The organism is Bradyrhizobium sp. NBAIM14, assembly GCF_020193895.1.
Lineage (GTDB): Bacteria > Pseudomonadota > Alphaproteobacteria > Rhizobiales > Xanthobacteraceae > Bradyrhizobium > Bradyrhizobium yuanmingense.
Window position 1 is genome coordinate 26,429 of the sequence record NZ_JADYVQ010000008.1, and the last position, 26,032, is coordinate 52,460.

A 26,032-nucleotide genomic window follows, 5' to 3' on the forward strand; every position below is an offset into this window, starting at 1 on the left:
CACGCGCGAAAAAGCGCGCTCCTCAGGACGAGGACTGTTTCGCCGGAGCTGCCCATGATCTCCCGTCGCGCGCTTGAACTTGCGACCGCCGTGCTCACCGGCAGCTTCGGCGTGGCCGTCGTCGTCTCCAGCCTCGACAACGGCATCGGCTGGTCCAGCGCAGGCGTGGACGCCGGCACATTCCCGTTCCTGACCGGGATCATCGTCGTGCTCGGCAGCCTCTACAATCTGGTGCGAGGCGTGGTGCCGGCCGCGACGCTCGCAAACGTTCCCATCGCGATCACGTCGATCGAGCTGCGCCGGCTCGTCGGCCTGTTCGTGCCGGCTGCCATCTTCGTCGCTGCGATCCCGCTCGCCGGGATGTACGTCGCCTCCGCTCTCTATGTCTTCGCGGTGCTGGCGATTCCCCGACACCAATCCGTGCCGCGCGCGCTGGCTATGGCAGGAGCTACGGCGCTCGCGCTCTACCTCGTGTTCGAGCGCATGTTCCAGGTCAGTCTGCCGCGCGGCGCACTGGCTTCCGCGCTCGGGTTCTGAGGGAGCAGCGGGATGGACAATCTCCAGGAGCTCCTGCACGGCTTCACCATCGCGGTCACGGTGCCGCATCTGGTCCTGATGGTGGTCGGCGTGCTGCTCGGCATTCTCGTCGGCGTGCTGCCGGGTCTGGGCGCGCCGAACGGCGTGTCGCTGCTCCTGCCGCTCACCTTCGGCATGCAGCCGGTCTCGGCCATCATCCTGCTCTCCAGCATGTATTGGGGCGCGCTATTCGGGGGATCGGTGACCTCCATCCTGTTCAATATCCCGGGGGAGCCGTCGTCGGTGGCGACCACCTTCGACGGCTATCCGATGGCGCGCGACGGCAGGCCGACCACCGCGCTCGCGACCGCCTTCGGTTCGGCGGCGTTCGGCGCGCTGGTCGGCGTCATCCTGATCACCTTCCTCGCCTCCTGGGTGGCGCAGGCTGCGCTCGCGTTCGGGCCGGCCGAGTATTTTGCCGTCTATTTTCTCGCCTTTGCCAGCTTCGTCGGCATGGGCGGTGCGGCGCCGATCAAGACCGTCGTGGCGCTGGCGCTCGGCTTTGCCATCGCCGCCATCGGCATCGACACAGTCTCCGGCAGCGTGCGCCTCACCATGGGCGTGGACGAACTCGTCAAGGGCGTCAGCTTCGTCGTGGCGGTGATGGGCCTGTTCGGCATTGGCGAACTGCTTGTCGCCGTCGAGGAGGAATTTCACGCGCGCGCCGTCTCGTCCAAGATCGATTGGCGCGAGGTGTTTCGCGCCGTCGGCCGCCTGCCGCGGCACGGCGTCGCCCTGCTGCGCAGCGCCGCGATCGGCTGCTGGATGGGCATCACGCCGGGCGGCCCGACCGCGGCCTCCTTCATGAGCTACGGCATCGCGCGCCGCTTTTCACGGCGCGGCCGACATTTCGGCACGGGCGAGGTCGAAGGCATCGTCTCGCCGGAGACGGCCGATCATGCCGCCGGCACCAGCGCGCTGCTGCCGATGCTCTCGCTCGGCATTCCGGGCTCGGCAACCGCGGCCGTGATGATGGGCGGGTTGATGATCTGGGGCCTCAATCCCGGGCCCATGCTGTTCGTGGACCAAAAGGATTTTGTCTGGGGCCTGATCGCCTCGATGTATGTCGGCAACATTGTCGCCGTCGCCCTGGTGCTGCTGACGGTCCCGGTGTTCGCCGCCCTGATGCGGATTCCCTTCGTGGTGATCGCGCCGCTGATCGTGATCATCTGCGTCGTCGGCGCCTATTCGGTGTCGAACTCCTATCTCGACGTCGTCATGATGCTCGGCTTCGGGGTCGTCGGCTATCTCTTCAAGAAGCTGTTCTATCCGCTGGCGCCGCTCGTGCTCGCGATCGTCATCGGCGACAAGGCCGAGGACGCCTTCCGGCAGTCGATGCTGATCTCCAAGGGATCTCTCGGCATTTTCTTTGCGAACAAGCTGGTGACGTGCCTGATCGTGGGCGGCATCGCGCTGCTGCTGCTTCCGCTTCTGTTGCAGCTGCCGCGGCTCTGGCGCAAACCTGCGTCGCCCGCGACCGATGCGCCAGTCCAGGAAAGGGCAATCATATGACCGCAAAGCCGCTGATTGTGCTGGCCATGGGAGATCCAGCCGGCATCAGCCCGGAGCTGACGGCCAAGCTCGTGGCGCAGGACGACATCCGCGCGCGCTGCCGGCTCGTCGTCATCGGCGACCGCCGCATTTTCGACGAGGGCGCGCGCATTGCCGGCGTCAAGCCGGAGCTGAAGATGCTAGAGCAGGGCGCCGATCTTCGCGCAGCGCAGGAAGATGCGCTGTTCGTCGATCTCCGCCACCTCGACCCCAGAGAGGTCGAGCCGAAGAAAGCGACCCTTGCCGGCGGAAAATTTGCGCTGGCCAATTACAGGCATGCGCTCGAGCTCGGCCGCGACGGCCATGTCGACGCGGTCTGCTTCACCCCCTTTAACAAGCAGGCGATGCGCCTTGCCCGTGCCGAGTACGACGACGAGATCGCGTTCTCCGCCGAGGTCGTCGGTCTCAAGACGCCGGCAAGCGAATTCAACGTGCTGGACCGGCTCTGGAACGCACGGGTCACCTCGCACATCCCGCTCAGGGACGTCGCTGCGAAGCTATCCGGCGAACGCATCCATCGCGCGCTCAGACTAACCGATTCCTGCATGCGCAACGCCGGCTTTGCGCGGCCACGCATCGCGGTCGCAGGCCTCAACCCCCATGCCGGCGACGGCGGCAATTTCGGCCGCGAGGAGATCGACGTGATTGCGCCGGTGGTCGCAGCAAGCCAGAGCGAGGGCATTGCCGCGGAGGGACCGTTTCCGGCCGACACCGTGTTCCTGCGCGCCAAGGCCGGCGCCTTCGATGCCGTGCTGACGATGTATCACGACCAGGGCCAGATCGCGATGAAGCTGATGGGTTTCGATCGCGGCGTGACCTTGCTCGGCGGCTTCCCGTTCCCGATCTGCACGCCCGCGCACGGCACCGCCTACGACATCGCGGGGCAGGGCATCGCCTCGATCGGCGCCAGCCGCGCCGCGTTGCTGCTCGCCGCGGAGATGGCGGCGCGTCGTCTCGGCTGAACTTGCACGCGCGAAGGGAGCGACCGCTGATTGCGCTCGCCTTGCGCGCAGACTTAGACTTTAGGGAAAAACTGGAAACTTCCGCCGTCGCGAGGAGTTGGCGCCCCATGAACATCTTCCACGTCGGAGCTGGAACATGGTCGACGACAGCCCGCTACGAACAGCGGTGGACACCGCTTGGTGCGTGTACCTTGCCCGGCATCGCAGCGTCGATGCAGCGGATGGCCGTCGTTGCCTGCTCGAGCGTCATCTGCAAGGGAGGCGGGAAGCGCGCGAGAGTAACGGTGATGCCCAGGAACTCGCAGCATTCGGGCTTGCCTATCTCGAGCGGCTTTCCGATGACGAATGTTGAGGCTCATCGAGGGCGGTATCTGTCGGCTGGCTAGCGCGAGCGCAAGGCCGGATTGGACCTTGCTCGCGATTTCGAACCTTCTGTCTGCGGCCATCGTGCTGATCGTGCGTTCAGCGATATAGCGAGCTCCAATGCGTATCGCCCAGCTGGCTCCGCTTGCCGAAAGCGTCCCTCCGAAGCTCTACGGCGGCACCGAGCGGGTGGTAGCCTGGCTTGTGGATGAGCTTGTCGAGCTCGGTCACGACGTCACGCTGTTTGCCAGCGGTGACTCCCGAACGAGAGGCAAACTCCACCCGGTATGGCCACGCGCGCTGCGTCTCGGCCGGAAGGGCGCCGATCCGAACGCAGCCTGCGCGATGCTGCTGGAAGCGATCGCGAGACGAGCCAACGACTTCGACGTGATCCACGCCCATATCGACTGGCTTCCGCTGCCGTTGCTCAGTCGCGTTGGCGTACCGTTCCTGACGACCATGCACGGCCGCCTTGACTTGCCTGGCTTGCCTGACGTGGTTCGGCAGTTCCCAGAAGCATGCTTCGTGTCGATCTCGGATCACCAGCGCCTGCCGCTTCCGGATGCGAAATGGATTGGGACGATCCAGCACGGGCTGCCGTCGGAGCTGTTGGACCCATCCTATGAGGAGGGATCCTATCTGGCGTTTCTTGGCCGTCTCACGGAGGACAAGGGTCCGGAGGACGCCATCCGCATCGCGCACGCAGCCCGGATGCCTCTTCGCATCGCCGCGAAGATTCCACGCGCCGAGACTGCCTACTTCAGGAAACACCTTGCGCCCCGGATCGACGGCGAGATGATCCAGCTTATCGGCGAAGTCGACGACGTGAAGAAGCAATCATTCCTTGGCGGAGCAGCCGCTCTGCTATTTCCGATCGCTTGGCCGGAGCCTTTCGGGCTGGTCATGATCGAGGCGATGGCGTGCGGAACGCCCGTGATCGCCTATCGCTCCGGCTCTGTCCCTGAGGTCATCGAGCACGGCCTAACCGGTTTCATCGTCGAGAACGAGGAGCAGGCGGTCAAGGCGGTCGGCGAATTGGGCAAGCTGGATCGAAGGAGAGTGCGCGCCCGCTTCGAGGAACGCTTCACCGCATACCGAATGGCGCGCCAGTACGAAGATCAGTACCGCAAGCTGGCTGCCGCGGCAGCTCGGAAGGTCAACACGCAAATGTCGGAAAGGTGAAGGGAGGCGGCGATGTCGCTGTGCTAGATCGCCGCGCCCAATGAGGTGTCGCCGAGCCGGATTCCTTCTGTTTTGCCCGACGTGTCAAAGAATCTTCGCGCGTGCAAAAACAGCGAGGTAAGACAACCCCTTGGCTACTGTGCATGGGGTTGTTTTCGCGAGTTTTGATCGAGGCGGGCCCGCTCGCCTCACGCGCCGCAGACGATCACGCCGTACCAGCCGAGCCCGCGATAGGTCTCGTAGCCTGGGGTGGCATGGAACGCGACCAGTGTGCCCGTGCGTTCCTGATAGAAGCCGGAGCGCTGGCCGTTCAGCGACAGCGAGATGCGTTCGCTGAGGATGCCCTGGCCGTCGGAGGCCGCGATCACGCGAAAATTGGAATCGACCAGCAGCACGCGCGCCTTGTCGCTGTCGCCGACGCGCACGCCCTGCACGATGGCGCGGGCCTGCGGCTCCCAGTCGAAATGGATGGCGAGCACCCCGATCGGTGCGCCATGAGCCTGGCCGCCGGCGCGGACGCTGGCGCAATAGGTCGCGACCTGCGCATTGCCGAGCAGCGGCTGGTTCTCGACGTCGCCGGCGACATAATCGTCGCCGGAGCGAAGGCCTTTCGCGTCGCGAAACCATCTGGTGTGGGCGACGTTCTGGCCGACGACGCGGAAGCGGTCGGCGCGGCCGTTGGCGATGACGTTGCCGTCGAGGTCGCAGAGCCAGAGATCGAGATAGACGGTGTAGGCCCCGAGGATCACGCCGAGGCGCTGCGAGGCATGGGAGACGGCCGCAGCACTGGGCGAGGCCGCGCAATCGACCACGGCGGAATCGGTCGCCCACCAGCGCACATCGCAGGTGCGTTCGTAGAGATTGCGGTCGATCAGCTCGATCGCGTTGAGCGACAGGTCGACCATGCGCTCGCCGCGGGAGCGCTGGCTCATGCGGTCGATCGAGGCGACGAGATCGCCGGTGCGTTTGGTCAATTGGGTCTCGAGCTCGCGGGCGATGGTCTCGACCTGCTGGCCGACGCCGCGCACCTCCTGCGCCACCACCGCAAAGCCCGCGCCTTGCGCGCCGGCGCGCGAGCTTTCGATCAGCGCGTTCAGCGCCAGCATCTTCATCTGGTTGGTGATCTGCTGGATCGACTTGGTCTTGTCGACCGCGATCTGGTTGACCTCCGCGGTGAGGCGGTTGATCAGCGCGGAGATGTCGGAATCATCGTCCGCGGGCTCGGTGGCGATCGGCTTGGCTTTCAGACCCAGCGCAGCAGACATCGGGGACTTCCCTTGGCAATGAGGTCTGATCTGCAATGAACCCGGAACAACGACTTACAGATCGAATACGATTCTTTTTCGAGGATTCCGCCTAACGCCTGCTTAATTTGCTGTTTGACGGGATGCCTAAATGATAGTCAGTGCGCCCGTCGGGGCGGCCATCCACCGCTTTGTGCGGCCGGACCGTTGCAAATCCGTCCCGGATGCCGACCAATCCCCTGAAGCCAGTGACTCTGCGTTCGCGTGACCGCCTGGCCCTTCGAGTTCCCCAACATCTGCCTCTGTCATGACGCCGCCAGCCACCGCCTTGCCTATCGAAGCGCCCCAGGCCTTCCTGGGCGTGGCGCGCTCGCTCACCGACAAGCTGTGGCGCGACCGGCTTGATGCCCGCGGGGCAGCCCAGGCGCTCGCCATCGTGCAGCGGCACCAATTGCCGGAACTGCTGGCGCGGGTACTGGCGGGCCGCGGTGTCGACATCGACGCGGTGTCCGACTTTCTCGATCCGACCATCCGAAAGCTGCTGCCGGACCCGTTCACGGTGACGGAGATGGAGGCCGCTGCCAAACGCATTGCGGATGCCGCGACCAAGGGCGAGAAGGTTGCGATCTTCGGCGACTACGACGTCGACGGCGCGACCTCGGCGGCGCTGCTGGCCTGGCATCTGCGCCATTGCGGGCTCGATCCGCTGATCCATATTCCCGACCGGATTTTCGAGGGCTATGGCCCCAACACGGAAGCGGTGCGCGCGCTCGCGGCCAAGGGCGCCACGCTGCTGATCACAGTCGATTGCGGCACCACCAGCATAGAGCCGCTCGCCGAGGCGAAGCGCCTCGGCATGTCCGTGGTCGTGATCGACCACCACCAATGCGGCCTCGATCTCCCCGAGGTCGACGCGCTGGTCAATCCGAACCGCCCCGATGACCTCTCCGGCCTCGGTCATCTCGCCGCCGTCGGCCTCGTGCTGGTGACGCTGGTGGCGGTCAACCGCGAGCTGCGCCAGCGCGGCTTCTGGACCAGCGAGATGCCCCAGCCCGATCTCCTGGGCATGCTGCATCACGTCGCGCTCGGCACCGTCGCCGACGTCGCGCCGCTGATCGGTCTTAACCGCGCCTTCGTCGCCAAGGGGCTGATCGCGATGCGGCGGCGCGACCATGTCGGCCACACCGCGCTGATGGACGTGGCGCGGCTCAACGGCCCGCCGGAGGCCTGGCATCTCGGCTTCATGCTGGGCCCGCGCGTCAATGCCGGCGGCCGTATCGGGCGCGCCGATCTCGGCGTGCGGCTGCTGCTCGAAGGCGACAGCGTCGAGGCGGCGCGGATCGCGGCCGAGCTCGACCGTCTCAACAGCGAACGTCGCGTCATCGAGCAGGCGGCGGAAGCCCAGGCCGAAGCCGAGGCGCTGGCCTCGATCGGGTTGGAGGACAAGCTCGCCGTGATCGTCACGGCCTCGGAAGGCTGGCATCCCGGCGTGGTCGGCCTCGTTGCCTCCCGCCTGAAGGAGAAGTTCTCGCGGCCGGCCTTTGCCATTGCGCTGGAGCCGGGCGGCATCGGCACCGGCTCCGGTCGCTCGATCGCCGGCGTCGATCTCGGGAAGGCGGTGCGGCAGGCGGTCGCCGACGGCATCCTGCTCAAGGGCGGCGGCCACGCGATGGCCGCGGGCGTGACGCTGCGCAAGGAGAAGCTCGCCGAATTCCGCGCCTATCTCGAGACCGCGCTGGCGCGCGACGTCGCCGAGGCGCGCCACGTCAACGAGCTCTATATCGACGGCGCGGTCTCGGCGCGTGCGGTGACGCCGGAGCTTGCGGCGACGCTCAATCGCGCCGGTCCCTTCGGCAGCGGCAATCCGGAGCCGGTGCTGGCGCTGCCGGCGCACCAGCTCGTGTTTGCCGACGAGGTCGGCCAGTCGCATCTGCGCCTGCGCTTCAAGGCGGGCGACGGCGCCATCGTCAACGGCATCGCGTTCCGTTCAGTCGGCCAAAAGCTCGGCAATGCGCTGCTCGCCAATCGCGGCCAGCAGATGCATGTCGCGGGCTCGTTGTCGGTCGATCGCTACCAGGGCGCCGAGCGCGTGCAATTCCGTGTCGTCGACGTCGCGCTACCGGACCAGGGGCCATCCGTGATTAGATGACGCATGATCCGGAAAAGTGCGAAGCGGTTTTCCGACAACGATCAAAGACAACGGTTCCAAACAACAAAAAAAGGGAGTGAGCATGGCAGGGCAGGTTGAGGGCAAGGTCGCGCTGGTGACGGGTGGCGCCTCCGGCATAGGCGAGGCCATCGTCGAGCTGTTCGCGCGCGAGGGCGCGACTGTCGTCATCACCGATATCGACGAGCTGCGCGGCCCGGAGCTCGCCAGGCGCGTAACAAACGTGGGCGGCAAGGCGACCTTCCTGGAGCAGGATGTCACGAGCGAAGAGCGCTGGATCGAGATCGTCGCCGAGATCGCAAAGCGATATGGCCGGCTCGACGTGCTCGTCTCAAATGCCGGGATCGGCATCTCCGTGCCTTCGATCGTCGACATGACCCTCGCCGACTGGCGCAAGCAGAACGCGATCAACCTCGACGGCGTGTTCCTCTCGGTCAAGCATTGCCTGCCTTTGATGCGCAAGATCGGGGGCGGCTCGATCGTCATGATGTCCTCGCTGGCGGGACTGCGCGGCTCGCCCGGATTGTCGGCCTATTCGGCGACCAAGGGCGGCGTGCGGCTGTTCGCCAAATCCATTGCGATGGAGTGCGCGGCGGCGGGCGACGGCATCCGGGTCAACTCGGTTCACCCCGGCATCATCGACACCCCGATCTGGGGCAAGATCCCGACGGGGGCGGCCGGCGCCGGCCAGAACGCCCCGATCGATCCGGAGGAGCGCGCCAAGGTGGTGACGCCGCTTGGTCGTGCGGGCCAGGCGGCGGAGATCGCCTCGGGCGTGCTATACTTGGCTTCCGATGCCTCGCGCTACGTCACCGGCAGCGAGCTCGTCATCGACGGCGGCATGAATGCCGGCGGCGTGCCGCGGCGCGCTTGAGCTGCGCAGGGCAGGGTGGCGGCCGCAGGGGCTGACGCGCAGGCGCAGTCCCTGTACAACACTGGGCAGCTCCCGACCGAAAGAGGTGTCCTTCGCCATGGCGCACAGCCTTCACGCTTCTTCACCCGCGCCCGCGCCATTCCGTTCCAACCGGCCGGATCTCGCCACCGACGCGATCCGCACCGCGCGCGAGGATCTCGCCGCCTGCTTCCGCATGGCCGCGCGCAACGGCTTTGAGGAGGGCATCTGCAACCACTTCTCGGCCGTGGTGCCCGGTCATGACGATCTGTTCCTCGTCAATCCCTACGGCTACGCCTTCCGCGAGCTGACCGCGTCGAAGCTGTTGATCTGCGACTTCCACGGCAACGTGCTCGACGGCGAGGGCGTGCCCGAGGCGACCGCGTTCTACATCCATGCCGAGATGCACAGGCTGCTGCCGCGCGCCAAGGTCGCCTTCCACACCCACATGCCCTACGCGACAGCGCTGTCGATGACCGAAGGCGAGCCCCTGATCTGGGCCGGCCAGACCGCGCTGAAATTCTACGGCCGCACCGCGGTCGACCGCGACTACAATGGCCTCGCGCTCGACAGCCGCGAAGGTGCCCGCATCGCCTCCGCCGTCGGCGCTGCCGACATCGTCTTCATGAAGCATCACGGCGTGATGGTGCTGGCGCCGACCATCGCGGAAGCCTGGGACGATCTCTATTATCTCGAGCGCGCCGCCGAGGTGCAGGTGCTGGCGATGTCGACGGGGCGAAAGGTGCTGCCGGTCGATCCCGCCGTTGCGGCGGAGACCTACAGGCAGATGCGCGAGGGCGATTCCGAATCCGCCCGGCTGCATCTCGCCGCGATCCGGCGGCAGCTCGATGCGGAAGAGCCGCAATATCGGCACTGACCACGATGTCATTCCGGGCGCGCTAGAGCTGCGCGTATCAGCGGGCCGCGTCGAACTCTGACTTCAGCCAGTGTCGTACAGCCTCGACCGGCTCGGTGAGCGGCCGGTCGCGGCTGCGGACCAAGTGCAGCGAAGAGCCTTCCAGCTCCGGCCCGAATGGTGCGACCAGCGTTCCCTGCGAAAGTTCGTCGGCGACGAGCACAAGACTGTGCAAAGCGACACCAGCGCCGGCGACGGTTGCCTGGATGGCATGGGTTTCATCGCTGAAACGCACGCCGGCGCGCGCATCAACGTCGTCAATGCCGGCCGTCTTGAACCAGCGCCGCCAGGTCGGATTTCGGGCATCACGACGGTGCCAGTCGAAATGTAGCAGCGTTGCTGAGCGCAGGTCGCTCGGTCTTCGGATGCCCAAGCGCGGACTGACCACCGGTGCGAAACGATCGGCCGTGAGCGGCTCGGCAATCAGATCGGGATAAGGACCGGAACCGTAGCGAAGTGCGAGATCCGCGGTCGAATTGAGATCGGCCACCTCCAAGCTCGCAAGCAATGTGAGATCAATGTCGGCTCTGCTCTTTCGGAGCCCAGCAAGACGCGGCACCAGCCATTTGGCTGTGAAAGCCGGCGTCGCCGAAAGTGTGACCACCGCCCGGCGTCGCTTCCGGCTCAATCCCTCCAGAACACGCGCAAACGCATCAAAGCCGTCGCGCAGGACCGGAAGCAGGACCTGACCTTCCGCGGTGAGCAGAACCTGCCGCGTCCGGCGCTCGAACAGCCTGACCCCGACCGTCTGCTCCAGCTGTCGCACCTGATGGCTGATCGCGGTCGGCGTGACGTGAAGCTCATCGGCGGCGCGCTTGAAGCTGAGGTGACGTGCCGCCGCTTCAAATGCACGCAATCCCGCCAGCGGAGGAAGCCTTCTCATCGCGAACTCAAGGATGAATGCAGTTCATCCATAAGCTGAGCAACTTTCGTTTGTCAACGACGGGGCCTGAACCGATCTATTGAGAACAGATGAGAGGAGTTCTGCAATGCAACTGCTACAAATCGATTCAAGCGCGCGGTTAGAGCCTTCAGATGCAAATCCGCGCGGTTCGCACACCAGGCGTCTGACTCAGCGTTTCGTCCAACGATGGCTACAGTCGCGGCCGGGGGATCGCGTCGTCAGCCGCGACCTCGGTCGCTTCGCACCGAGTCCGGTGACGGACGACTGGGTCAAGGCGGCCTTCGCGAAGCCCGATCGGCGCGAGCCATGGATGAGAGAGGCTTTGGCGGAAAGCGATGCGCTGGTCGACGAGTTGCTCACAGCTGATCTGATCGTCGCGGGCGTGCCAATGTACAACTTCGGTGTGCCAGCGCAGTTCAAGGCATACATAGACAACGTTGTTCGGGTCGGACGCACATTCGGCTTCGACCGATCATGTCCGGACAATCCATATTCGGCGCTGCTTGCGGGCATGGACAAGCGTCTTGTCCTGCTCGGCTCGCGCGGAGACTACGGGTACGATCCGGGCGGGCGCATGGCCGCCGTCAATCATGTCGAAGGAGCCGTCCGGGACGTGTTTGCCTTCATCGGGATCACGGCCTTCCACAGCATCGCAGTCGAGTACGACGAATTCGCCGACGAACGGTTGCAGGCGTCGATTGCCGCGGCCGAGCGTACCGTGGATGACCTCGTCGACGAGCTGCTGAAGCTGACAGAACAGCGAAACGCGGCTTAAGGGTCGGCTGCAGCTGCGGCGAGGCGCCAGCGCCGGCGCTTCCGGCCGTGCTAGTTGGTTTGCCGCAGCTTGGCCAGCACCTTCAGCCCGCCGTAGCCATCGGCTGGCGCGATCCCGACTTTCTGCTGAAACTCCTTGACTGCCTTCATGGTGTCGTTGCCGACGCGGCCGTCGGTGCCGCCGGTGTCGAAGCCGGCCTTGGTCAGGCGCGTCTGCATCTCCTGCACTTCGGCGAGCGTCAACGCACGCTCGGAGCCCGGGAAGGGCTGGATGAAGGCCGGAGCTCCCAGGCAGCGATCCCCGAGATGGCAGATCGCCAGCGCGTAGTTCATGGAAGGGTTGTAGCTCTTCACCGAGTAGAAATTCGGCCCGAGCAGGAAGGTCGGCCCGCCCGCAACCGGCGTCCACATCTGCGCGGATGCGTTGGGCTGCGGAAATGGTTGGCCGTCGGCACGCGTCACGCCGGCCGCCTGCCAGGCCGCATAGGTCCGGCTGCCGCTCATGTTGGCGGGCGCGCGCACCTCGTAGCCCCAGTGCTCGCCGCGATGCCACTTGCCACGATTGACGAGATACTTTGCCGTCGAGCCCAGCGCGTCGTCGGGCTTGCCGAATGGCGAGACCTTGCCGTTGCCGTCATAGTCGATGCCGACATTGAGCCAGACCTCCGGCATCCATTGCGAATGGCCCATCGCGCCGGCCCATGATCCCCGCATGTCCTCAGGCGTGGACCAGCCCTTGTCGACGATGCGCAGTGCATTGATCAGCTCGGTCTCCCAATAGGCCTTGCGGCGCGGCTCGTTCCAGGCGAGCGCGGCGAGCGATGGAAATACCGGCCGCATGTGGTTCTGCTGCACCAGCGGATCGCCATAGGCGGACTCGACGCCCCAAAGCGCCAGCAGCGTGCCGCGCTCGACCCCGAAATCGCGCTCGATGCGGGCGAACAGCGCCTCGTTGTTCTTCAGCGCGATCTTGCCGTTGATGATGCGCCAGTCCGAGACGCGGCGGTTGATGTACTGCCAGACCTGCTCGCGGAATTCGGGCTGGTTGCGCATCTGCGCGAACACGCTCATGTCCGGTTCGACCCGTCCCATCGCTCGCTGCCATGTCGCGGCGGAAATACCTTTTGCCATCGCGCGCGCACGAAAGCTCTCGCGCCATTCGTCGAAGCCGGGAGGCGCGGCGAGAGCGCGGGTGGGAAGCGCGAGCAAAGCGGCTGCACCGAGCGTCGACTGGAGCAGGGCGCGGCGTGTGTGACGGGGCGAGGAATCAGTGTGCTTCATGGGCACATTCTAGCCGGAAACATGGCACGCGTGAGTCGGTTCCGAAACGGCCGCGTGCGGCAACTCGGCCCGACCCCGTCGGTCGTTCCCACCGGAACAAGTGCCGGACTCCCGCATTCCTCCCACGCCAGGAGGAGAAGAGTCGGTCCTGGTACGGCCGGCCTTCCTGGTTCATCGAATCGTCGGGGTGGAATGAAGATACGCACGCATGCCGAAAGCCATATCGTCGAACTCGACGACGGATCGCAATGGAAGATCTTTCCCGGCGACCTCGCGACGACGCTGAGCTGGAAGCCCGAAACCGATCTGCGTCTGGAGCCGAGCGGTGAGCGGGTGAATTCGCACGTGCTGGTCAATCCCGCCGACCAGACCCGCGTGCGGGTGATCGCGGCCGACGAGAGCTGGCCGGACGGCGCAGTCAAGAACGCCTTGAAAGGCGGGTAGCACCAGCGGCCACGACAGCCGCGAATGCCGGCCGCCTAGTCCTCCTTAAGCTCAGCCGCGATTCCGGAAAGCCAACGCCGGATCGTGGTTTCCGCCTTTGAATCCAAATTGCGAGCGAGCCGCTTCTCCAATTCGAGCACACGCTGCCGGCACGCCTTCAAAAGCGTCGCGCCTCGCGGCGTCAGCGTCCATTGCTGGATGCGGCCGTGAACGGGATGAGGCGTCATCGCAATCGCGCCGTCGCGTTCGAGATTGCGGATGATGACGCCGACGGTCTGGGGCGTCAGGAAGGTGAGGCGGGCGACATCGGCTCCCGACAGGCCCGGATAGGCGTTCAGCATCGTCAGCACCGCGAATTGCGGCGAGGTCACGCCGAGATCGGCGAGCGTGCGTTCCATCGTCAGCCGAACGGCGGCGTGGGCTTGGCGCAGCAGGTAACCGAGATAGCCTTGCTCGCCGCGCTTGCCTTCGCCCGGTGCTGGAACGTGCACCGCACCGGCTGCAACGGCCTTGGGTCCCGATTGCGATTTCGTGACATTCGTCTTGCGCGACATATAAGAGCTCTTATAAGATGTCCGTGCTCTTATAATATGCCGAGGTGAATGGCAATGTCACACGCCCGCAGCGAATATGAAGATTTCAAGCGGATCGCGCCCGATGCGTTTGATCTGGTGCTGGCGCTGGGCCAGCTTGCGGCCAAGGCCGGCCTCGACAAGCAACTGCTCGAGCTGGTCAAGCTGCGCGCCTCGCAGATCAACGGCTGCGCGTTCTGCGTGCAACACCACGTCCTGCTGTCGGAACGGATCGGCGTTCCCCTCGACAAGCTTCATCTGCTCGCGGTCTGGCGCGAGGCGCCGATCTTTTCGCCGCGCGAGCGGGCCGCGCTCGCCTGGGCCGAGGCGCTGACCTGTCTGCCCGACGGCGTCAGCGAGGAGGTTTACGCCGAGGCGTCCCGCGAATTCTCCGAGACTGAACTGACGTATCTGACCTCGGCGGTCGCCTCGATCAACGTCTGGAACCGGTTTGGCGCGGCGTTTCGCTGGACGCCTGCACAGCGGCCGGCGGCCGCCGTCGCAGCTTCGTCCTGACGGAGAGAGGGGAGGATCACGATGACAGTCATGAGCCTTTCTGCCGTGCAGTGTCCGGCGCCGTCACGTTCGACAGCGCTTGCGGTCGTCGCGGGATTTGTCTGCGCGCTGGCGATCGGCAAAGCCCTGCCGGTGACGATCGATAGTGTGTCCAGCGCCCTCGCGCCGCTCTGCGCCACGGCGGCGGAGGGCTCGCCGCTCGACAAGGTCGAGCCGATCGGCTCCTACGCACTTCCGAACGTGCCCGGCAAGCGCGTGACCATCGTGCGCGTGTCCTATGGTCCAGGCGGGTTTTCGCGGCCGCATCGTCACTCCGGCTCCGTCACCGCCTACATCACCAAGGGCGAGATCCGCTCGCAGCTCGGCGGCGGCCCGGTCGAGACGTTCGGCGTCGGCCAGTCCTTCTTCGAACCGCCGGGCTCGACGCATCTGGTCTCGGCCAATGCCAGCATGACCGAGCCGGCGGAACTGATCGCGGTGTTCGTGGCGGATGAGGGCGCGCAGCTGACGACGTTCCTGGAATAGGCTGCGCGCGTCATCCGCAATGGCTGCGCTCAGGCCGATCGCGATCGCCTCAACCGCTTCCAGGCCGGCGCGAGTCCGTATTGGACGACCGGAATGGCGACTGCGCCGACGAGCAGTCCAAGCGCACCCGAGATGGCTGCCTCGACCGACCATTCGACGATGCCGGCAACGGATGGAAGGAGATGTGCGGCAGCCTCGGTTATGGCATGGACCGTGTGGCCGATCGCGGGTGGGCCGTATTTCTCGATGCCGTGCAGGATGATGCCACCGCCGACCCAGATCATGGCGGCGGTGCCGATCGTGCTCAGCACCGCCAGGAAAACGGGCATGCCGCGGACGAGCGCGCGCCCAAGCAATCGGATCGCGCCGCCGGCGAGCGAGGCGCCGTCGAACCGCGCGAGGGCGATGCCGGCATCGTCCGCTTTCACGATCAGGGCCACCACGCCATAGACACCAACGGTGATGAAGAGGCCGACCAGCGCCAGCACCAGCGCCTGCGTCCAGATGCTGCCCGCCGGGAGGGCCGCCAGCGTGATCGCCATGATCTCCGCCGACAGGATGAAATCCGTCTTGATGGCGCCAGCGACCTTCTCGTCCTCGACCGACTGGGCATTCAACGCAATCGGCTCGAGCTGAGCTTCGTGCTGGTGCGCATGATGCGGCATCACGGCTTCGAGCACCTTTTCGGCGCCTTCATAGCAGAGAAAGGCGCCGCCCAGCATCAGCAGCGGCGTGACCGCAGCGGGAAGGAAATAGCCGAGCAGCAGGGCAATCGGCAGCAAGATCAGCAGCTTGTTGCGTAGCGATCCGACCGCGATCTTGCCGACGATCGGCAGCTCGCGTTTCGAAGCGAAACCGATGACGTAGTTCGGCGTGACCGCCGCATCGTCGATGACCACGCCAGCCGCCTTTGTGCCTGCCTTGGCTGCCTGGCTAGCGACATCGTCGAGCGAGGCTGCAGCCACCTTTGCGATCCCCGCGATATCGTCGAGAAGACCGATCAGTCCGACACTCATCAACTCATCCTTCTTCGTTCGAGCGGGGGAGTGCGCGACCAGATGCGTCCTGCCCGCTCCAGCAACGAACCAGCACGCTGTCAGTTCTCCTCGCCGCCCGCTCCCTCGCGCAAGTCAGGCTTGAGCACGTCTTCCGGCAGCGCATGGGCCACCGGCTGCGCCGTGACCGCGATCTCCGGGCCGATCTCGCGGCCGCGCGCGCGGATCAGCCGTTCATAGGCCGAGACCAGCGTCGCGTAGGGGCTGACCCAGATCCAGCCATCGCGGGTGAACACCTGGACGTCGAAATGCAGGTGCATCGAGGTGCCGGCGGGACGGTCGAGGTAGTTCGAGATCACGCCGATCTTCTCGCCTTCGGTGACGATGCGGCCGTTGATGACGCCATCGGCGTTCATCGCATGCGGATTCATGTGCATGTAGCGGAAACGGATGTGCTCGGTGCGGCTATTGACCTGAAGCGTTGCGGCCTGGTCCTTGGCGCCACGGATAACGATCGCGTCACGCACGGCGACGACGCCGCGCCGCTTGGAATCGCAGGGCTCGCGGCCTTCGCCGGGCGGCGGGCAGTCGGCGGCGCGGATGTCCTCGCCCTGGTGGCCGTAACCTCCGCCGCATTGCCACACCTCGAAACTACGCGACTCGCAGAAATTGTCGCGCCAGGGATAAGCGGTCGGGCCTTCGCTCTTGTCGCGCTTGCCGAAGGATTGGGAGCGCACGAAGGCGGGCGCCTTCTCCAAGGGAAAGCGGATCTGGGCATAGGCCATGGCGTCGGGATGACCGCCCTGCTTGCGGTAGCCGGTGTTCGGAATGATGTCGCCGCTCGGCCGGTAGCTGAAATCCGGTGAACGCACCGCGGGCCGGTCGATAATGTTGGAGGCAACGTCCGCCAGGGGCCGCATGCGCTGGCCCCCTGCGACGCGCAGTGCCTTCAGGAAGCGCTCGGCGACGGGATAGGCCTCCTTGCAGGCGAGCCGCCGTGGCCTCGCGACACTGTCGAGGCACTGGATCGAGACCACATAGGCGGCGCCGAAGCGGGTGAAGGCGTAGCGCACATAGCCTTCCCGGATGAACCTGCGTAGATCCGGGTAGGTTGAGGCGAGCGGCTTGACTGGCTCGCCCTTGCCCCCGGCCGGATCGGCGATGTCGTAGATCAGCGCCGAGCCCGTGATCTGCACCTCGACGGGCTTTGCGTACACCCGGCTCGGCATGCCGTCACCGGCGCCGGGCTCGAGCGAGAAGGTCGCGCTGTAGCCGGCAGGACCGGCATCGAACATGTCGACGGGATTGAAGTCGGCCTGGTAGCGCGACAGCGCGAGCGTCGCCGGCGCGCCGCTGCGCTGCGCGTCGAGATACGCGGCGGCGTCGAACGGCAGCAGCACGGGGACGGGACTTCGGGTAATGCCGGTGAAGAAGCGCGAGGAGACCGCGTTGAGCTGCACCAGTGCCGGCATCGCGCGCGGATCGTAGCGCGGTACCGAACGGCGCGGTGCGAAGATGAAGTCGCCCGCAATCTGGGGACGGCTGTTGATCTCGCTGCGAAGCTGGTCGAGCGCCGCGCGCCACTCGATGCGCAGGGCCGTCAGCGAGGGGCTGCGGAATTCATCCGCAGCGATCGGTGCAGCAACGAGGAGCGACGGCAACGCCAGGAGAAGCGAGACGAAGCGGAGACTGTTCCTGCCCACTGCTTCGCCCCCCGGCGGTACCTGTTCCGATCCTCAATGGCTCGTTTAGTCCTTAGCACGCTCGGAGTAGGAGCCGTCTTCGGTCATCACCACAATGCGCGTGCCGACCGAGATGTGCGGCGGCACGGTGGTGCGCACGCCGTTGGACAGCACCGCCGGCTTGTAGGAGGAGGAGGCGGTCTGGCCCTTGGTCACCGGCTCGGTCTCCACCACTTCCAGCGTCACGCGCTGCGGCAGTGCGATCGACACCGGATTGGTGTCATGCATCGACAGTTTGACGGTCATGTCCGGCTGAAGATACGCGGCCGCGTCGCCGACGACGTCCTTGGAAACCTGAACCTGGTCGTAGGTCTCGGGGTTCATGAAGTGGTAGCCATCGCCATCTTCGTAAAGGAAGGTGTAGTTGCGCTCTTCGATGGTGGCCTTTTCGACCTGGTCGGTGGTCTTGTAGCGTTCCGAGATCTTTACCCCGTCCGAGATTCGGCGCATTTCGATCTGGCTGACCGGGGTTCCCTTGCCGGGATGGATGTTCTCGGCGCTCACGACGACATAGAGCTTGCCGTCTTGCTCGATCACGTTGCCCTTGCGAATAGAACTGGCGATGACTCTCAAAGCTGTATTTCCTGCTTGCTTGGCCCGGCACCAGCCAGGACGTGGTCGAATTGCTGGGGGACTTGGGGCCTCAAACCGGACCTCGGCACCCGTTTCGGGCCGCAACATACTGATTTTGCCGTTGGATGCCAGCATTTTGCTGCCGGCCGGGGCGGTCGGTTGATGGCTGGGGACAAGCCGATGTCGCCGTCCTGGTCGCCCGCGCGCCACCTCGACCGACGGCCGTTCCTCCAGGCCAGGGGCGCCGTGACCGGAGCTTTGCGGGGTTTTTTCGCCGAACAGGGGTTTGTGGAAGTCGAAACCTCCGTTCTCCAGGTCTCTCCGGGCAACGAGACCCATCTGCACGCCCCCAGGACCGAGATCATGCGGCCCGACGGCAGCCGGGCCAGCCGATACCTGCGCACCTCGCCCGAATTCGCCTGCAAGAAGCTGCTGGCAGCGGGCGAGACGCGGATTTTCGAGTTCGCACGGGTGTTCCGGGACCGCGAGCGCGGCGACCTGCATCTGCCCGAGTTCACCATGCTGGAATGGTACCGGGCGGGAGCGCCCTATGATGCCATCATGGCCGATTGCGTCGTCGTGATCGCCCGAGCGGCGCAGGCGACCGGGATCGAAGCCTTCTCCTTCCGCGGCCGAACCGCCGATCCCTTCGCCGAGCCGGAGCTCCTGACGGTCGCGGGCGCCTTCGCGCAGTTCGCCGGCGTCGACCTGCTGTCGACAATCTCGGGCGGCGAGGGTAACCGTGCGGCGCTCGCCGAGGCGGCAGCCGGGAAGGTCCGTGTCGCCGAGGATGACACCTGGTCCGACATCTTCAGCAAGGTGCTGGTCGAACACGTCGAGCCACATCTGGGGCAGGGGCGTTTGACCATCCTGTTCGAATACCCATCTCCAGAGGCGGCGCTGGCGCGGGTGAAGACGGACGATCCGAGGGTCGCCGAACGTTTCGAGATCTATGCCTGCGGCGTCGAGCTCGCCAACGGCTTTGGAGAGCTGACCGATGCCGGGGAGCAGCGCAAACGCTTCACGGAGTCCATGACGGAGAAGCAGCGCCGCTACGGCGAAGCCTATCCGCTCGACGAGGATTTTCTGACGGCGGTCGCCGCAATGCCGGAGGCGAGCGGTGTCGCGCTCGGCTTCGACCGGCTGGTGATGCTGGCGAGCGGCGCCACACGAATTGATCAGGTGGTGTGGACACCGCCTGCGGATGAGAGATGACAAAGACGAACCTTGCACGCACTCTGCGCGAACCTGCCGAGCTGGTAGCCGAGGGCCTGGTCCCCGCATCGGCGCTGCCGGCGCTCGAACGCGTCGCCGCGCGCTATGCCGTGGCGATCACGCCGGATCTGGTCGGGCTGATCGACGCGACGGATCCCGACGATCCCATCGCGCGGCAGTTCGTTCCTGTTTCGGCCGAGCTCGAGGCGCAGCCGGGCGAGAATGCCGATCCGATCGGCGATCACCCGCATTCGCCGGTGGCGGGAATCGTGCACCGCTATCCCGACCGGGTGTTGTTCAAGCTCGTGCACGTCTGCGCGGTCTATTGCCGCTTCTGCTTCCGCCGCGAGATGGTCGGGCCCGGCAAGGAGAATGCGCTGTCGGAGAGCGCCTATCGCACCGCGATCGACTACATCCGGTCGCATGACGAGATCTGGGAAGTGATCCTGACCGGCGGCGATCCCCTGATGCTGTCGCCCCGGCGGATGAGCGAGATCATGGCTGACCTTGCGGCCATCGATCACGTCAAGATCATCCGTCTCCACACCCGTGTCCCGGTGGCCGAACCAGCGCGCGTCAGCGCGGAGATGGTTGCAGCCCTGAAGGTTGCGGGCGCGGCCACCTGGGTCGCGGTACACGCCAATCACGCGCGCGAACTGACGGGGGCCGCGCGCGATGCCTGCGCGCGGCTCGTCGATGCTGGAATTCCCCTGGTGAGCCAGTCCGTGCTTTTGCGCGGCGTCAATGACGACATCGCCGCTCTCTCGGATTTAATGCGAGCTTTCGTCGAATGCCGGATCAAGCCCTATTATCTGCACCACGGCGATCTCGCCCCGGGAACGGCGCATCTGCGCACGACGTTGGCAGAGGGGCAGGCCTTGATGCGGCAGTTGCGCGGGCGGGTGTCGGGCCTGTGTCAGCCGGACTATGTCATCGACATTCCCGGCGGTGCCGGCAAGTCGCCGGTGGGTCCGAATTACGTGTCGGCGGTGAAAAATACCGCAAACGAGACAAGTGAAGCGGAATCAGAAACGCGCTATCGTATCGTCGATTATTGCGGCGACGTTCATCTCTATCCGCCCGAGGCATGAGTGGCGATGGCATCGACGCTGACTTGAGTGCTGGGCTTGGACGCTGATTTGAGAATGGAGAAATGGACATGACGAAGATCATGCTGGCAGTATCGCTCGTGGTCTTGCTTGGCGGCGCGGCTGTTGCGCAGACCGGCGGCTCCAAGGGATCGACCTCAAGCGGCGCATCGTCCGGGTCGGTGTTGCCGGCGCCGGTCGGTCATCGCCAGCCGCGTGCCAGCGATGTGCCTAGCGAGAAGAATCTGAGCGATCCCAACGATCCGCTCAGCAAGGAAAACCAGGCGCTCGACAAGAAGATCAAGAGCATCTGCCGCGGCTGCTGAGGCTTTCACCTCTCCCCGTCGGGGAGAGGTGAGGAATGAGCCATCCCAAGCTCGGCCATCCGTCAGGCTGATCGCTCGTGCAGTCCGGCGCGCCGGATGTTGCGGCGGATTTCGACCGCGTCGGCGAGCTGCTCGAACGTCTTCGACGTCGTTGCCCAGTCAATGCAACCGTCCGTGATGCTCTGCCCATAAGTGAGCGGCTTGCCCGGTACGACATCCTGCCGGCCGGCGACGAGATTGCTCTCGATCATCACGCCCATGATGCGGCTCTCGCCGCCCGAGATCTGACGGGCGATATCGGCCATCACCAGCGGCTGGTTCTCCGGCTTCTTGCTCGAATTGGCATGGCTGGCATCGACCATTACCAGCGGGGCAACGCCGGATTTGGTCAATTCGTTGCAGGCCGACGCAACGCTTGCCGCGTCGTAGTTCGGCTCAGCTCCGCCGCGCAGGATGATGTGGCAGTCCTCGTTACCGGCGGTCGAGGCGATCGCCGAGCGGCCGAGCTTTGTGACGGCCATGAAATGATGGGGATGCGAGGCTGATTTCACCGCATCGGCCGCGATCCGCACATTGCCGTCGGTGCCGTTCTTGAAGCCGACCGGGCAGGACAGCCCCGACGCCAGCTCGCGATGGATCTGGCTCTCGGTCGTGCGCGCGCCGATCGCGGCCCAGGAGACGAGGTCGGCGATGTATTGCGGCGTGGTCATGTCGAGGAACTCGGTGCCGGCGGGCAGGCCGAGATTGTTCACCGCCGCGAGCACGTTGCGCGCGAGCCGCAGCCCCTTGTTGATGTCGAAGCTGCCGTCGAGGTCGGGATCGTTGATGAGGCCCTTCCACCCGACCGTGGTGCGGGGCTTCTCGAAATAGACCCGCATCACGATCTCGAGCTGATCGGCGAGATCCTCGCGAAGCTTTGCTAGCCGCTCGGCATAGTCGAGCGCCGCCTTGGGATCATGCACCGAGCAGGGGCCGACGACGACGAGAAGGCGGTCGTCCTGATTGCTCAGGATGGCATGGATGGCGTTGCGCGCGGCCATCACCACACGCGTCGCGGTGAGCGTGCGCGGGACTTCCCGCATCACCTCTTCCGGCGTGCTCAGCTCTTTCAGTTCGCGGATACGAAGATCGTCGGTCGTGCTCAGCACGGCGGGCTCCTGTCTGTTTTAGAACCTGCCGGCCAACAAAAAAGCCGCCAGGGTCTGGCGGCTGTTCGGACGTTTGCTGCAATGTTTCAGATTGAGCGCGATCCTCCCGCCGCCAGCGAGCTGTCGTAGCTAAAGTACCAAAAATAGCTGGTGGCGACGGTGATCATGGAAGGCCATATAACGTGCCGCTGGCGCCTTGTCACCCCCCAATCAGAATGTGGAGCGACGAGGCGCCTCAGGTGTTGCCATTGCGTGCCGCCAGCGCCATGCCGATCAGGGTGGCGCCGCCGAACAGCAGGTTGATGCCGACGAGGACGCCAATGGCCCACTCCGCCGAGCTCGGCAGTCCCGTGATCACCATGAACGAGATCGCGATGTCGACGAGGCCCGAGATCAGCAGCCACGACCAGCGGCCGCTGAGCTCACGGCGGTGCTCCAGCGCGTACATGATGGTGGCGACGCCCTCGGCGAGGAAATAGGCGCCGAGCACGATGGTCAGCGTCAGCACGGCCTGCATCGGCCGGGCCAGCAGCAGCAAGCCGGTGAGCACGGCGAGCGCAGCCGAGATCAGCGACCACCAGAAGCCTGGCGTGCTGCGCGCCCAATAGGTCGCGATCAGTCCGCCGATGCCGCCGATCAGGAACATCCAGCCGAGGAAGATCGCGGTCGCAAGACTGGCGAGCGGCGGCATGACGAGCGCGGCAATGCCGAGGACGGCGAGCAGGATCCCTTCGAACAGAAAAGCCTTCCAGTGCGCCTTGACCGCCTGGTTCATCTCGGATTGGAGGCGGGCAAATTCCTCGGGCGATGTCATCGTCTGGCTCCGGAACGAGAGGATTGCGTCCCAATCTAGTGGGCCTGTCGCGCGTTCGCCATGCGTTGGATCAAGTGCCGCCGGGCGCCGACGAAAAGCCTTCCGCGTTGGTGCGAATGCGGTTGCGGCCGAGAATGTAGATAGCCGATGTGACAATCAGAAGCGCAAGGCCGAGCAGGATCGAGACGAAACCGATCGGAATCAGCGCCAGCGTCAGGTTGCGCTCGGGGTTGATCAGCCAGTGATGGATCGAGGTCAGGACGAAGGCGAGCCCGACGAACCCGATGCCGCCGCCGGCGAGCAGCAGCGCCCACATCCGGCGCAGCTGGCTGAGCCGCTCGCGCGCGACATCGGTTCGCGGCGCGTGGTGGCGCGCGACGCGCCGGACCAGGCGGATGGCGAAGGCGATCGAGCCGAAGCCGATCAACAGGCTCGCAGCGCCCAACCACATGCGGAGTGTCGGATCGAGATCGGGCATGCGCTGGAGCGTCAGCAGCGGGAAGTCGAAGGCCGTATGAAGCGCGAGCGGGCCACCGAAGATCAACAGCCGGCTGGAAAGACGGGCCCAATCGCGATGGTGGCGGTTTGCGCCAAGCGCCGTGCCGGCGCGCGCGATGGTCAGGTAGGCGCCGGCGATGATGCCGAGCGCGCCGTGGAACGGCACGGTCAGGACGCTGCGCAGCGCGGCAAGCGAGCGCCACATGTCGGCGTGCTGGACCAGGTAGGCGAGATTCTCGTAGGCGGCGAAGCCGAGGCCGACCGCGGCGCCGTAGACCACGGTGTCCATCGGATTGGCAAAGGTGCGTCGCTTGGTCGAGGAGACCAGCACGATGGCGAGCACCTTGACGGCTTCCTCGGGCAGCGCGACGCCGAAGATCGAATGCATCGCCAGCGCCGCCCAGGGATCGTCGGGGGCGGCGATCATCTTGGCGAAGGGGGCGCGGGCGAGGCCCAGGAGCGAAATGCTCGCCGCCCCTAACAGGAATGCGGTCCAGACCTGGGCCGGCGGCCCCGGGCGTTCCTCGGCAGCGATGACGAGCCAGAGCAACAGCAGCGCCGGGGCGATAGCGGCAGTTCCGATGACGGTGGGGAGCGCTTCGATCAGGTACATTGGCGCCGAAAATAAGTTCCCTTGATCCGCTTATCTACGTTCTCCGATGCGACCATGTGTCATGCGCCGGCTGTCGGCTCCCTGAAGGTGCGCGACAGCTGCCGTTCATCCGGGCTCATTGTGGGGAGTAGAATACGAGCGCAATCAATCGCATGATGGCAGAAGCTCGCCAGTCACCGCAACGATTGCCAGGTGCGCTGCGGATCGAGATTTGCAAGCGAGCTCAAGGAAATGCGCGGGATTCCTCGATTCCTGGCGCATCTGCGCAGCGTGCCGGCTGCTGGCCTTGTCTAGTCAGTGCGTCGTGATCGCGGGCGGCGCGTCGGGTGCGACGTCGAAGGCGCCGAGATGGAATTCCTCGCCGGCGGACTCATGTGACCCGGAACGCTGCGCCAGCAGCGTGAACGCGGCGCGCGGGTATCGTTTCCAGATTTCGAGATCGCTGGCGGTGATGGTGAGCCAGCCGAACGTGTACATGTAGCGTCCGGGCTCGGTGACCCGGCCGACCCTGTCCCAGGTGATCTTGTCGACTGCCATTCGGTCCCCCGATCGCAAGTCTGCAAAATGACGTCCGGCCCGAGGCACAGACCTGCAAAAGCTGATCCGGCATTGGGGCCGCTATAGGGCGGCGAATTCAGGCCGACTTCAGCAAGGGCGTGCGGACGATCAGGCGGACGAGGTCGTCACGGTCCAGCTTTTCGGCGAATTTGACCGCAAAGCCGTGCTCGAACTTGCGGATCACCCGCCCGACACAGGCGCCGACCGCAAGCGGGGTTCCGACCACCGGATCATACTCGGAGGACACCGCGACGCCGGCCGTCGAGACGTCGATGATGAAGCAGGGATGGCAGCTGCCGTCCGCGAGGGTCAGCACGGTGTGCGAGACCTGTGGAACGAAACGCGCGTCACGCCGCAGGTCCCGAACATTGACATCCTTCTGCTTCTTCTCGAGCCATGTCAGCTTTTCCGACATCCAGGCGCGCCGCGCCCGCGTCATCTCGAGCTCCATCAGGAAGCCCGCCTTCAGCGTCGCGCTGATGGTGCCCTGGAATTCGCCGAAATCCTCGAAGTAGGAGGTCAAGCGCTCGCCGACCTTGCCGACCACGGGCACGTCCACGATCATCCGGAACGGCGAGACGCGCTTGGTGCGGCAGGCGAAGCTGCGGAGCTTGCCCTCGCAATCGTACCAGCGGGGCAGCGAGTAGCTGCCGCTGACCGTAACATCCACTGCTCGCTGCCTCAGGAAGTCTGCGACGGACATGAGCGCTGACCGGGGGTTCGGGTGATTGCCGTAGTTCCACGGTAGCGAGCAAATTCTAAGCAAATGATACTGCTGCCTAATAGCTGGGGTGAATTTTCGGTAAATGGCGCGGGTCGGCAGAGCAGCGGGAAGCGCGGCATAAGCGACGGCTAGCGAGGTCCGAACAGCACCAGGATAGCCAATGCGGCAAAGGCGAACTGGATCATCGTCCATATCAGTCCGTTCGGACGGATCTCCCATCGCAGGCGCGGCAATGCGCGCCGCAGCGCGAGCCCGGTCAATGCTTCGACGAGGGCGAGCAGAATGGCAATGCCGGCCAGGGAAGACCATGACTGGGTCGGAGGCAGCCAAGACGCGAGCCAGGCGGGAACCGAGGCTTTCAGGGGGCCGAGCAACGCGAACCATCCGAACCAGAATACAAAGCGCTTGACGAGGTCTTGGCCGATCATTTCGGGCTCGAGGCGGATACCGATGCTTGCCAGCGCGCTTTCGATGCGCTCGCCATCGGTCAGGAAGAGAAAGGCACCGAGGTAGAGCGGAACGCGCGAATGGAAGAGCAGGGCGATGACACCGAACAGCACGATGTAGCCGAAGGCATCGCCGAGAATGTCAGCGACGGCCTGGCCTGACCGCTCCGGCGAGGGCGGCGTCAACGCCGCTTGGCGCTCCGGCAGTGATTGGAGGTGGGCCATGTGCGCCAGCATCTTGGCGCGCCGGTCCGGCGCATGCTGGCGCGGGTGGCGCAGCCATGTGGGAAGCGCCGGCATCTGCGATGCGTCTGCAATGTCGGCTTTGAGCTGCGGCATGGGCCTCGACCGGTTTCGACCTGACATTGGTCGGAGACGAGGGGCGAGGAGGTTCATGCTGCCGCGGCGGCTTGCGCCTCTGGC

General features: G+C 65.4%; 28 protein-coding genes. 15 read left to right on the forward strand and 13 right to left on the reverse strand.

Annotated features, from left to right (window positions below; translation table 11 throughout):
• The first annotated feature begins 54 nt into the window (after window positions 1-54).
• The 5 genes from I6F28_RS20225 to I6F28_RS20245 all read left to right on the forward strand — a co-directional run bounded on the left by I6F28_RS20225 (window position 55) and on the right by I6F28_RS20245 (window position 4,634).
• A complete protein-coding gene (locus tag I6F28_RS20225) occupies window positions 55-537 on the forward strand; it encodes a tripartite tricarboxylate transporter TctB family protein (protein WP_225125514.1) in 483 nt (160 codons plus the stop codon).
• Between the two features lie 12 nt (window positions 538-549).
• Window positions 550-2,088: a tripartite tricarboxylate transporter permease gene (locus tag I6F28_RS20230; protein WP_057029102.1), complete on the forward strand. Its 1,539-nt coding sequence runs from the start codon at window positions 550-552 to the stop codon at window positions 2,086-2,088.
• Window positions 2,085-3,089, forward strand: a complete 1,005-nt coding sequence (locus I6F28_RS20235) for a 4-hydroxythreonine-4-phosphate dehydrogenase PdxA (protein WP_225140683.1) — start codon at window positions 2,085-2,087, stop codon at window positions 3,087-3,089. Before I6F28_RS20230 ends, I6F28_RS20235 begins: the two co-directional genes overlap by 4 nt.
• Window positions 3,090-3,225: 136 nt before the next feature.
• Window positions 3,226-3,441, forward strand: coding sequence for a hypothetical protein (locus tag I6F28_RS20240; RefSeq protein ID WP_074447910.1), 216 nt, complete (start codon window positions 3,226-3,228; stop codon window positions 3,439-3,441).
• Between the two features lie 131 nt (window positions 3,442-3,572).
• Window positions 3,573-4,634 carry a glycosyltransferase family 4 protein gene (locus I6F28_RS20245; protein WP_225140685.1) on the forward strand — a complete coding sequence of 354 codons (1,062 nt, stop codon included), beginning with the start codon at window positions 3,573-3,575 and terminating at the stop codon, window positions 4,632-4,634.
• A 188-nt stretch (window positions 4,635-4,822) separates the two neighbouring features.
• Here I6F28_RS20245 and I6F28_RS20250 read toward each other — a convergent pair whose 3' ends face one another.
• Window positions 4,823-5,899 carry a methyl-accepting chemotaxis protein gene (locus I6F28_RS20250; RefSeq protein WP_225113566.1) on the reverse strand — a complete coding sequence of 359 codons (1,077 nt, stop codon included), beginning with the start codon at window positions 5,897-5,899 and terminating at the stop codon, window positions 4,823-4,825.
• A 286-nt stretch (window positions 5,900-6,185) separates the two neighbouring features.
• Between I6F28_RS20250 and recJ the strand changes: the two genes are divergently transcribed.
• From recJ to I6F28_RS20265, 3 genes are all read left to right on the forward strand, one after another.
• Entirely contained in the window at window positions 6,186-8,027 is a 1,842-nt protein-coding gene (gene recJ, locus I6F28_RS20255; protein ID WP_225140687.1) for a single-stranded-DNA-specific exonuclease RecJ, read from the forward strand.
• A gap of 82 nt (window positions 8,028-8,109) precedes the next feature.
• Window positions 8,110-8,919: an SDR family NAD(P)-dependent oxidoreductase gene (locus tag I6F28_RS20260; protein ID WP_035999850.1), complete on the forward strand. Its 810-nt coding sequence runs from the start codon at window positions 8,110-8,112 to the stop codon at window positions 8,917-8,919.
• Between the two features lie 97 nt (window positions 8,920-9,016).
• Window positions 9,017-9,814 (forward strand): aldolase, encoded by a 798-nt coding sequence (locus tag I6F28_RS20265; protein WP_225113568.1) that lies wholly within the window; start codon window positions 9,017-9,019, stop codon window positions 9,812-9,814.
• A gap of 37 nt (window positions 9,815-9,851) precedes the next feature.
• On the opposite strand, the gene I6F28_RS20270 is transcribed toward I6F28_RS20265, so the two are convergent.
• Window positions 9,852-10,736 (reverse strand): LysR substrate-binding domain-containing protein, encoded by an 885-nt coding sequence (locus tag I6F28_RS20270; RefSeq protein ID WP_225140689.1) that lies wholly within the window; start codon window positions 10,734-10,736, stop codon window positions 9,852-9,854.
• A gap of 106 nt (window positions 10,737-10,842) precedes the next feature.
• Here I6F28_RS20270 and I6F28_RS20275 point away from each other — a divergent pair, with 106 nt between their 5' ends.
• On the forward strand, window positions 10,843-11,532 hold the full coding sequence (locus I6F28_RS20275) for an FMN-dependent NADH-azoreductase (RefSeq protein ID WP_225125503.1): 690 nt from the start codon (window positions 10,843-10,845) through the stop codon (window positions 11,530-11,532).
• Window positions 11,533-11,582: 50 nt separating this feature from the next.
• On the opposite strand, the gene I6F28_RS20280 is transcribed toward I6F28_RS20275, so the two are convergent.
• Window positions 11,583-12,812 carry a lytic murein transglycosylase gene (locus I6F28_RS20280; protein ID WP_225140691.1) on the reverse strand — a complete coding sequence of 410 codons (1,230 nt, stop codon included), beginning with the start codon at window positions 12,810-12,812 and terminating at the stop codon, window positions 11,583-11,585.
• A gap of 192 nt (window positions 12,813-13,004) precedes the next feature.
• Here I6F28_RS20280 and I6F28_RS20285 point away from each other — a divergent pair, with 192 nt between their 5' ends.
• Window positions 13,005-13,256, forward strand: a complete 252-nt coding sequence (locus tag I6F28_RS20285) for a hypothetical protein (protein WP_035999836.1) — start codon at window positions 13,005-13,007, stop codon at window positions 13,254-13,256.
• A gap of 35 nt (window positions 13,257-13,291) precedes the next feature.
• Here I6F28_RS20285 and I6F28_RS20290 read toward each other — a convergent pair whose 3' ends face one another.
• Window positions 13,292-13,810 (reverse strand): MarR family winged helix-turn-helix transcriptional regulator, encoded by a 519-nt coding sequence (locus tag I6F28_RS20290; RefSeq protein ID WP_036022956.1) that lies wholly within the window; start codon window positions 13,808-13,810, stop codon window positions 13,292-13,294.
• A gap of 54 nt (window positions 13,811-13,864) precedes the next feature.
• On the opposite strand from I6F28_RS20290, the gene I6F28_RS20295 reads away from it, so the two are divergent.
• A complete protein-coding gene (locus I6F28_RS20295; RefSeq protein ID WP_225140693.1) occupies window positions 13,865-14,344 on the forward strand; it encodes a carboxymuconolactone decarboxylase family protein in 480 nt (159 codons plus the stop codon).
• A gap of 21 nt (window positions 14,345-14,365) precedes the next feature.
• The gene (locus tag I6F28_RS20300) at window positions 14,366-14,869 is read left to right on the forward strand and encodes a cupin domain-containing protein (protein WP_225140695.1); all 504 of its coding nucleotides are present in this window, start codon (window positions 14,366-14,368) and stop codon (window positions 14,867-14,869) included.
• Between the two features lie 29 nt (window positions 14,870-14,898).
• Here the strand turns inward: I6F28_RS20300 and I6F28_RS20305 are convergent, their stop codons facing one another.
• The 3 genes from I6F28_RS20305 to efp all read right to left on the reverse strand — a co-directional run bounded on the left by I6F28_RS20305 (window position 14,899) and on the right by efp (window position 18,179).
• Window positions 14,899-15,885, reverse strand: a complete 987-nt coding sequence (locus I6F28_RS20305) for a DUF808 domain-containing protein (RefSeq protein ID WP_035999800.1) — start codon at window positions 15,883-15,885, stop codon at window positions 14,899-14,901.
• Between the two features lie 80 nt (window positions 15,886-15,965).
• Window positions 15,966-17,567 (reverse strand): M23 family peptidase, encoded by a 1,602-nt coding sequence (locus I6F28_RS20310; protein WP_225140703.1) that lies wholly within the window; start codon window positions 17,565-17,567, stop codon window positions 15,966-15,968.
• Between the two features lie 45 nt (window positions 17,568-17,612).
• Entirely contained in the window at window positions 17,613-18,179 is a 567-nt protein-coding gene (gene efp, locus I6F28_RS20315) for an elongation factor P (protein ID WP_028136595.1), read from the reverse strand.
• A 162-nt stretch (window positions 18,180-18,341) separates the two neighbouring features.
• On the opposite strand from efp, the gene epmA reads away from it, so the two are divergent.
• The 3 genes from epmA to I6F28_RS20330 all read left to right on the forward strand — a co-directional run bounded on the left by epmA (window position 18,342) and on the right by I6F28_RS20330 (window position 20,808).
• Entirely contained in the window at window positions 18,342-19,394 is a 1,053-nt protein-coding gene (gene epmA / locus I6F28_RS20320) for an EF-P lysine aminoacylase EpmA (RefSeq protein WP_225140715.1), read from the forward strand.
• Window positions 19,391-20,485 carry a lysine-2,3-aminomutase-like protein gene (locus I6F28_RS20325; RefSeq protein WP_035999791.1) on the forward strand — a complete coding sequence of 365 codons (1,095 nt, stop codon included), beginning with the start codon at window positions 19,391-19,393 and terminating at the stop codon, window positions 20,483-20,485. The genes epmA and I6F28_RS20325 overlap by 4 nt, the downstream gene beginning before the upstream one ends.
• A 68-nt stretch (window positions 20,486-20,553) precedes the next feature.
• Window positions 20,554-20,808: a hypothetical protein gene (locus I6F28_RS20330; RefSeq protein WP_035999808.1), complete on the forward strand. Its 255-nt coding sequence runs from the start codon at window positions 20,554-20,556 to the stop codon at window positions 20,806-20,808.
• Between the two features lie 62 nt (window positions 20,809-20,870).
• On the opposite strand, the gene I6F28_RS20335 is transcribed toward I6F28_RS20330, so the two are convergent.
• The 6 genes from I6F28_RS20335 to I6F28_RS20360 all read right to left on the reverse strand — a co-directional run bounded on the left by I6F28_RS20335 (window position 20,871) and on the right by I6F28_RS20360 (window position 25,948).
• Entirely contained in the window at window positions 20,871-21,956 is a 1,086-nt protein-coding gene (locus tag I6F28_RS20335) for a 3-deoxy-7-phosphoheptulonate synthase (RefSeq protein ID WP_225140718.1), read from the reverse strand.
• A gap of 235 nt (window positions 21,957-22,191) precedes the next feature.
• Window positions 22,192-22,770, reverse strand: coding sequence for an HdeD family acid-resistance protein (locus tag I6F28_RS20340; RefSeq protein ID WP_225140720.1), 579 nt, complete (start codon window positions 22,768-22,770; stop codon window positions 22,192-22,194).
• Window positions 22,771-22,840: 70 nt separating this feature from the next.
• A complete protein-coding gene (locus I6F28_RS20345; protein ID WP_036022963.1) occupies window positions 22,841-23,881 on the reverse strand; it encodes a PrsW family glutamic-type intramembrane protease in 1,041 nt (346 codons plus the stop codon).
• Window positions 23,882-24,175: 294 nt separating this feature from the next.
• Entirely contained in the window at window positions 24,176-24,418 is a 243-nt protein-coding gene (locus tag I6F28_RS20350) for a hypothetical protein (protein WP_225140722.1), read from the reverse strand.
• A gap of 97 nt (window positions 24,419-24,515) precedes the next feature.
• Window positions 24,516-25,142, reverse strand: a complete 627-nt coding sequence (locus I6F28_RS20355; protein ID WP_035999764.1) for a pilus assembly protein PilZ — start codon at window positions 25,140-25,142, stop codon at window positions 24,516-24,518.
• Window positions 25,143-25,291: 149 nt separating this feature from the next.
• A complete protein-coding gene (locus tag I6F28_RS20360) occupies window positions 25,292-25,948 on the reverse strand; it encodes a hypothetical protein (RefSeq protein WP_036022966.1) in 657 nt (218 codons plus the stop codon).
• Window positions 25,949-26,032: the final 84 nt, after the last annotated feature.

What these genes read in the sequence shown, in the direction of transcription:
- I6F28_RS20285 (WP_035999836.1), top strand. Translation starts at nt 13,005, where the DNA reads ATGAAGATACGCACGCATGCCGAAAGCCATATCGTCGAACTCGACGAC.
- I6F28_RS20330 (WP_035999808.1), top strand. Translation starts at nt 20,554, where the DNA reads ATGACGAAGATCATGCTGGCAGTATCGCTCGTGGTCTTGCTTGGCGGC.
- I6F28_RS20360 (WP_036022966.1), bottom strand. Translation starts at nt 25,948, where the DNA reads ATGCCGCAGCTCAAAGCCGACATTGCAGACGCATCGCAGATGCCGGCG.
- I6F28_RS20355 (WP_035999764.1), bottom strand. Translation starts at nt 25,142, where the DNA reads ATGTCCGTCGCAGACTTCCTGAGGCAGCGAGCAGTGGATGTTACGGTC.
- I6F28_RS20265 (WP_225113568.1), top strand. Translation starts at nt 9,017, where the DNA reads ATGGCGCACAGCCTTCACGCTTCTTCACCCGCGCCCGCGCCATTCCGT.
- I6F28_RS20235 (WP_225140683.1), top strand. Translation starts at nt 2,085, where the DNA reads ATGACCGCAAAGCCGCTGATTGTGCTGGCCATGGGAGATCCAGCCGGC.
- I6F28_RS20275 (WP_225125503.1), top strand. Translation starts at nt 10,843, where the DNA reads ATGCAACTGCTACAAATCGATTCAAGCGCGCGGTTAGAGCCTTCAGAT.
- I6F28_RS20350 (WP_225140722.1), bottom strand. Translation starts at nt 24,418, where the DNA reads ATGGCAGTCGACAAGATCACCTGGGACAGGGTCGGCCGGGTCACCGAG.
- I6F28_RS20260 (WP_035999850.1), top strand. Translation starts at nt 8,110, where the DNA reads ATGGCAGGGCAGGTTGAGGGCAAGGTCGCGCTGGTGACGGGTGGCGCC.
- I6F28_RS20325 (WP_035999791.1), top strand. Translation starts at nt 19,391, where the DNA reads ATGACAAAGACGAACCTTGCACGCACTCTGCGCGAACCTGCCGAGCTG.
- I6F28_RS20345 (WP_036022963.1), bottom strand. Translation starts at nt 23,881, where the DNA reads ATGTACCTGATCGAAGCGCTCCCCACCGTCATCGGAACTGCCGCTATC.
- I6F28_RS20340 (WP_225140720.1), bottom strand. Translation starts at nt 22,770, where the DNA reads ATGACATCGCCCGAGGAATTTGCCCGCCTCCAATCCGAGATGAACCAG.
- I6F28_RS20245 (WP_225140685.1), top strand. Translation starts at nt 3,573, where the DNA reads ATGCGTATCGCCCAGCTGGCTCCGCTTGCCGAAAGCGTCCCTCCGAAG.
- I6F28_RS20295 (WP_225140693.1), top strand. Translation starts at nt 13,865, where the DNA reads ATGTCACACGCCCGCAGCGAATATGAAGATTTCAAGCGGATCGCGCCC.
- I6F28_RS20305 (WP_035999800.1), bottom strand. Translation starts at nt 15,885, where the DNA reads ATGAGTGTCGGACTGATCGGTCTTCTCGACGATATCGCGGGGATCGCA.
- I6F28_RS20250 (WP_225113566.1), bottom strand. Translation starts at nt 5,899, where the DNA reads ATGTCTGCTGCGCTGGGTCTGAAAGCCAAGCCGATCGCCACCGAGCCC.
- I6F28_RS20230 (WP_057029102.1), top strand. Translation starts at nt 550, where the DNA reads ATGGACAATCTCCAGGAGCTCCTGCACGGCTTCACCATCGCGGTCACG.
- recJ (WP_225140687.1), top strand. Translation starts at nt 6,186, where the DNA reads ATGACGCCGCCAGCCACCGCCTTGCCTATCGAAGCGCCCCAGGCCTTC.
- epmA (WP_225140715.1), top strand. Translation starts at nt 18,342, where the DNA reads ATGGCTGGGGACAAGCCGATGTCGCCGTCCTGGTCGCCCGCGCGCCAC.
- I6F28_RS20290 (WP_036022956.1), bottom strand. Translation starts at nt 13,810, where the DNA reads ATGTCGCGCAAGACGAATGTCACGAAATCGCAATCGGGACCCAAGGCC.
- I6F28_RS20300 (WP_225140695.1), top strand. Translation starts at nt 14,366, where the DNA reads ATGACAGTCATGAGCCTTTCTGCCGTGCAGTGTCCGGCGCCGTCACGT.
- I6F28_RS20280 (WP_225140691.1), bottom strand. Translation starts at nt 12,812, where the DNA reads ATGAAGCACACTGATTCCTCGCCCCGTCACACACGCCGCGCCCTGCTC.
- I6F28_RS20225 (WP_225125514.1), top strand. Translation starts at nt 55, where the DNA reads ATGATCTCCCGTCGCGCGCTTGAACTTGCGACCGCCGTGCTCACCGGC.
- I6F28_RS20240 (WP_074447910.1), top strand. Translation starts at nt 3,226, where the DNA reads ATGGTCGACGACAGCCCGCTACGAACAGCGGTGGACACCGCTTGGTGC.
- I6F28_RS20270 (WP_225140689.1), bottom strand. Translation starts at nt 10,736, where the DNA reads ATGAGAAGGCTTCCTCCGCTGGCGGGATTGCGTGCATTTGAAGCGGCG.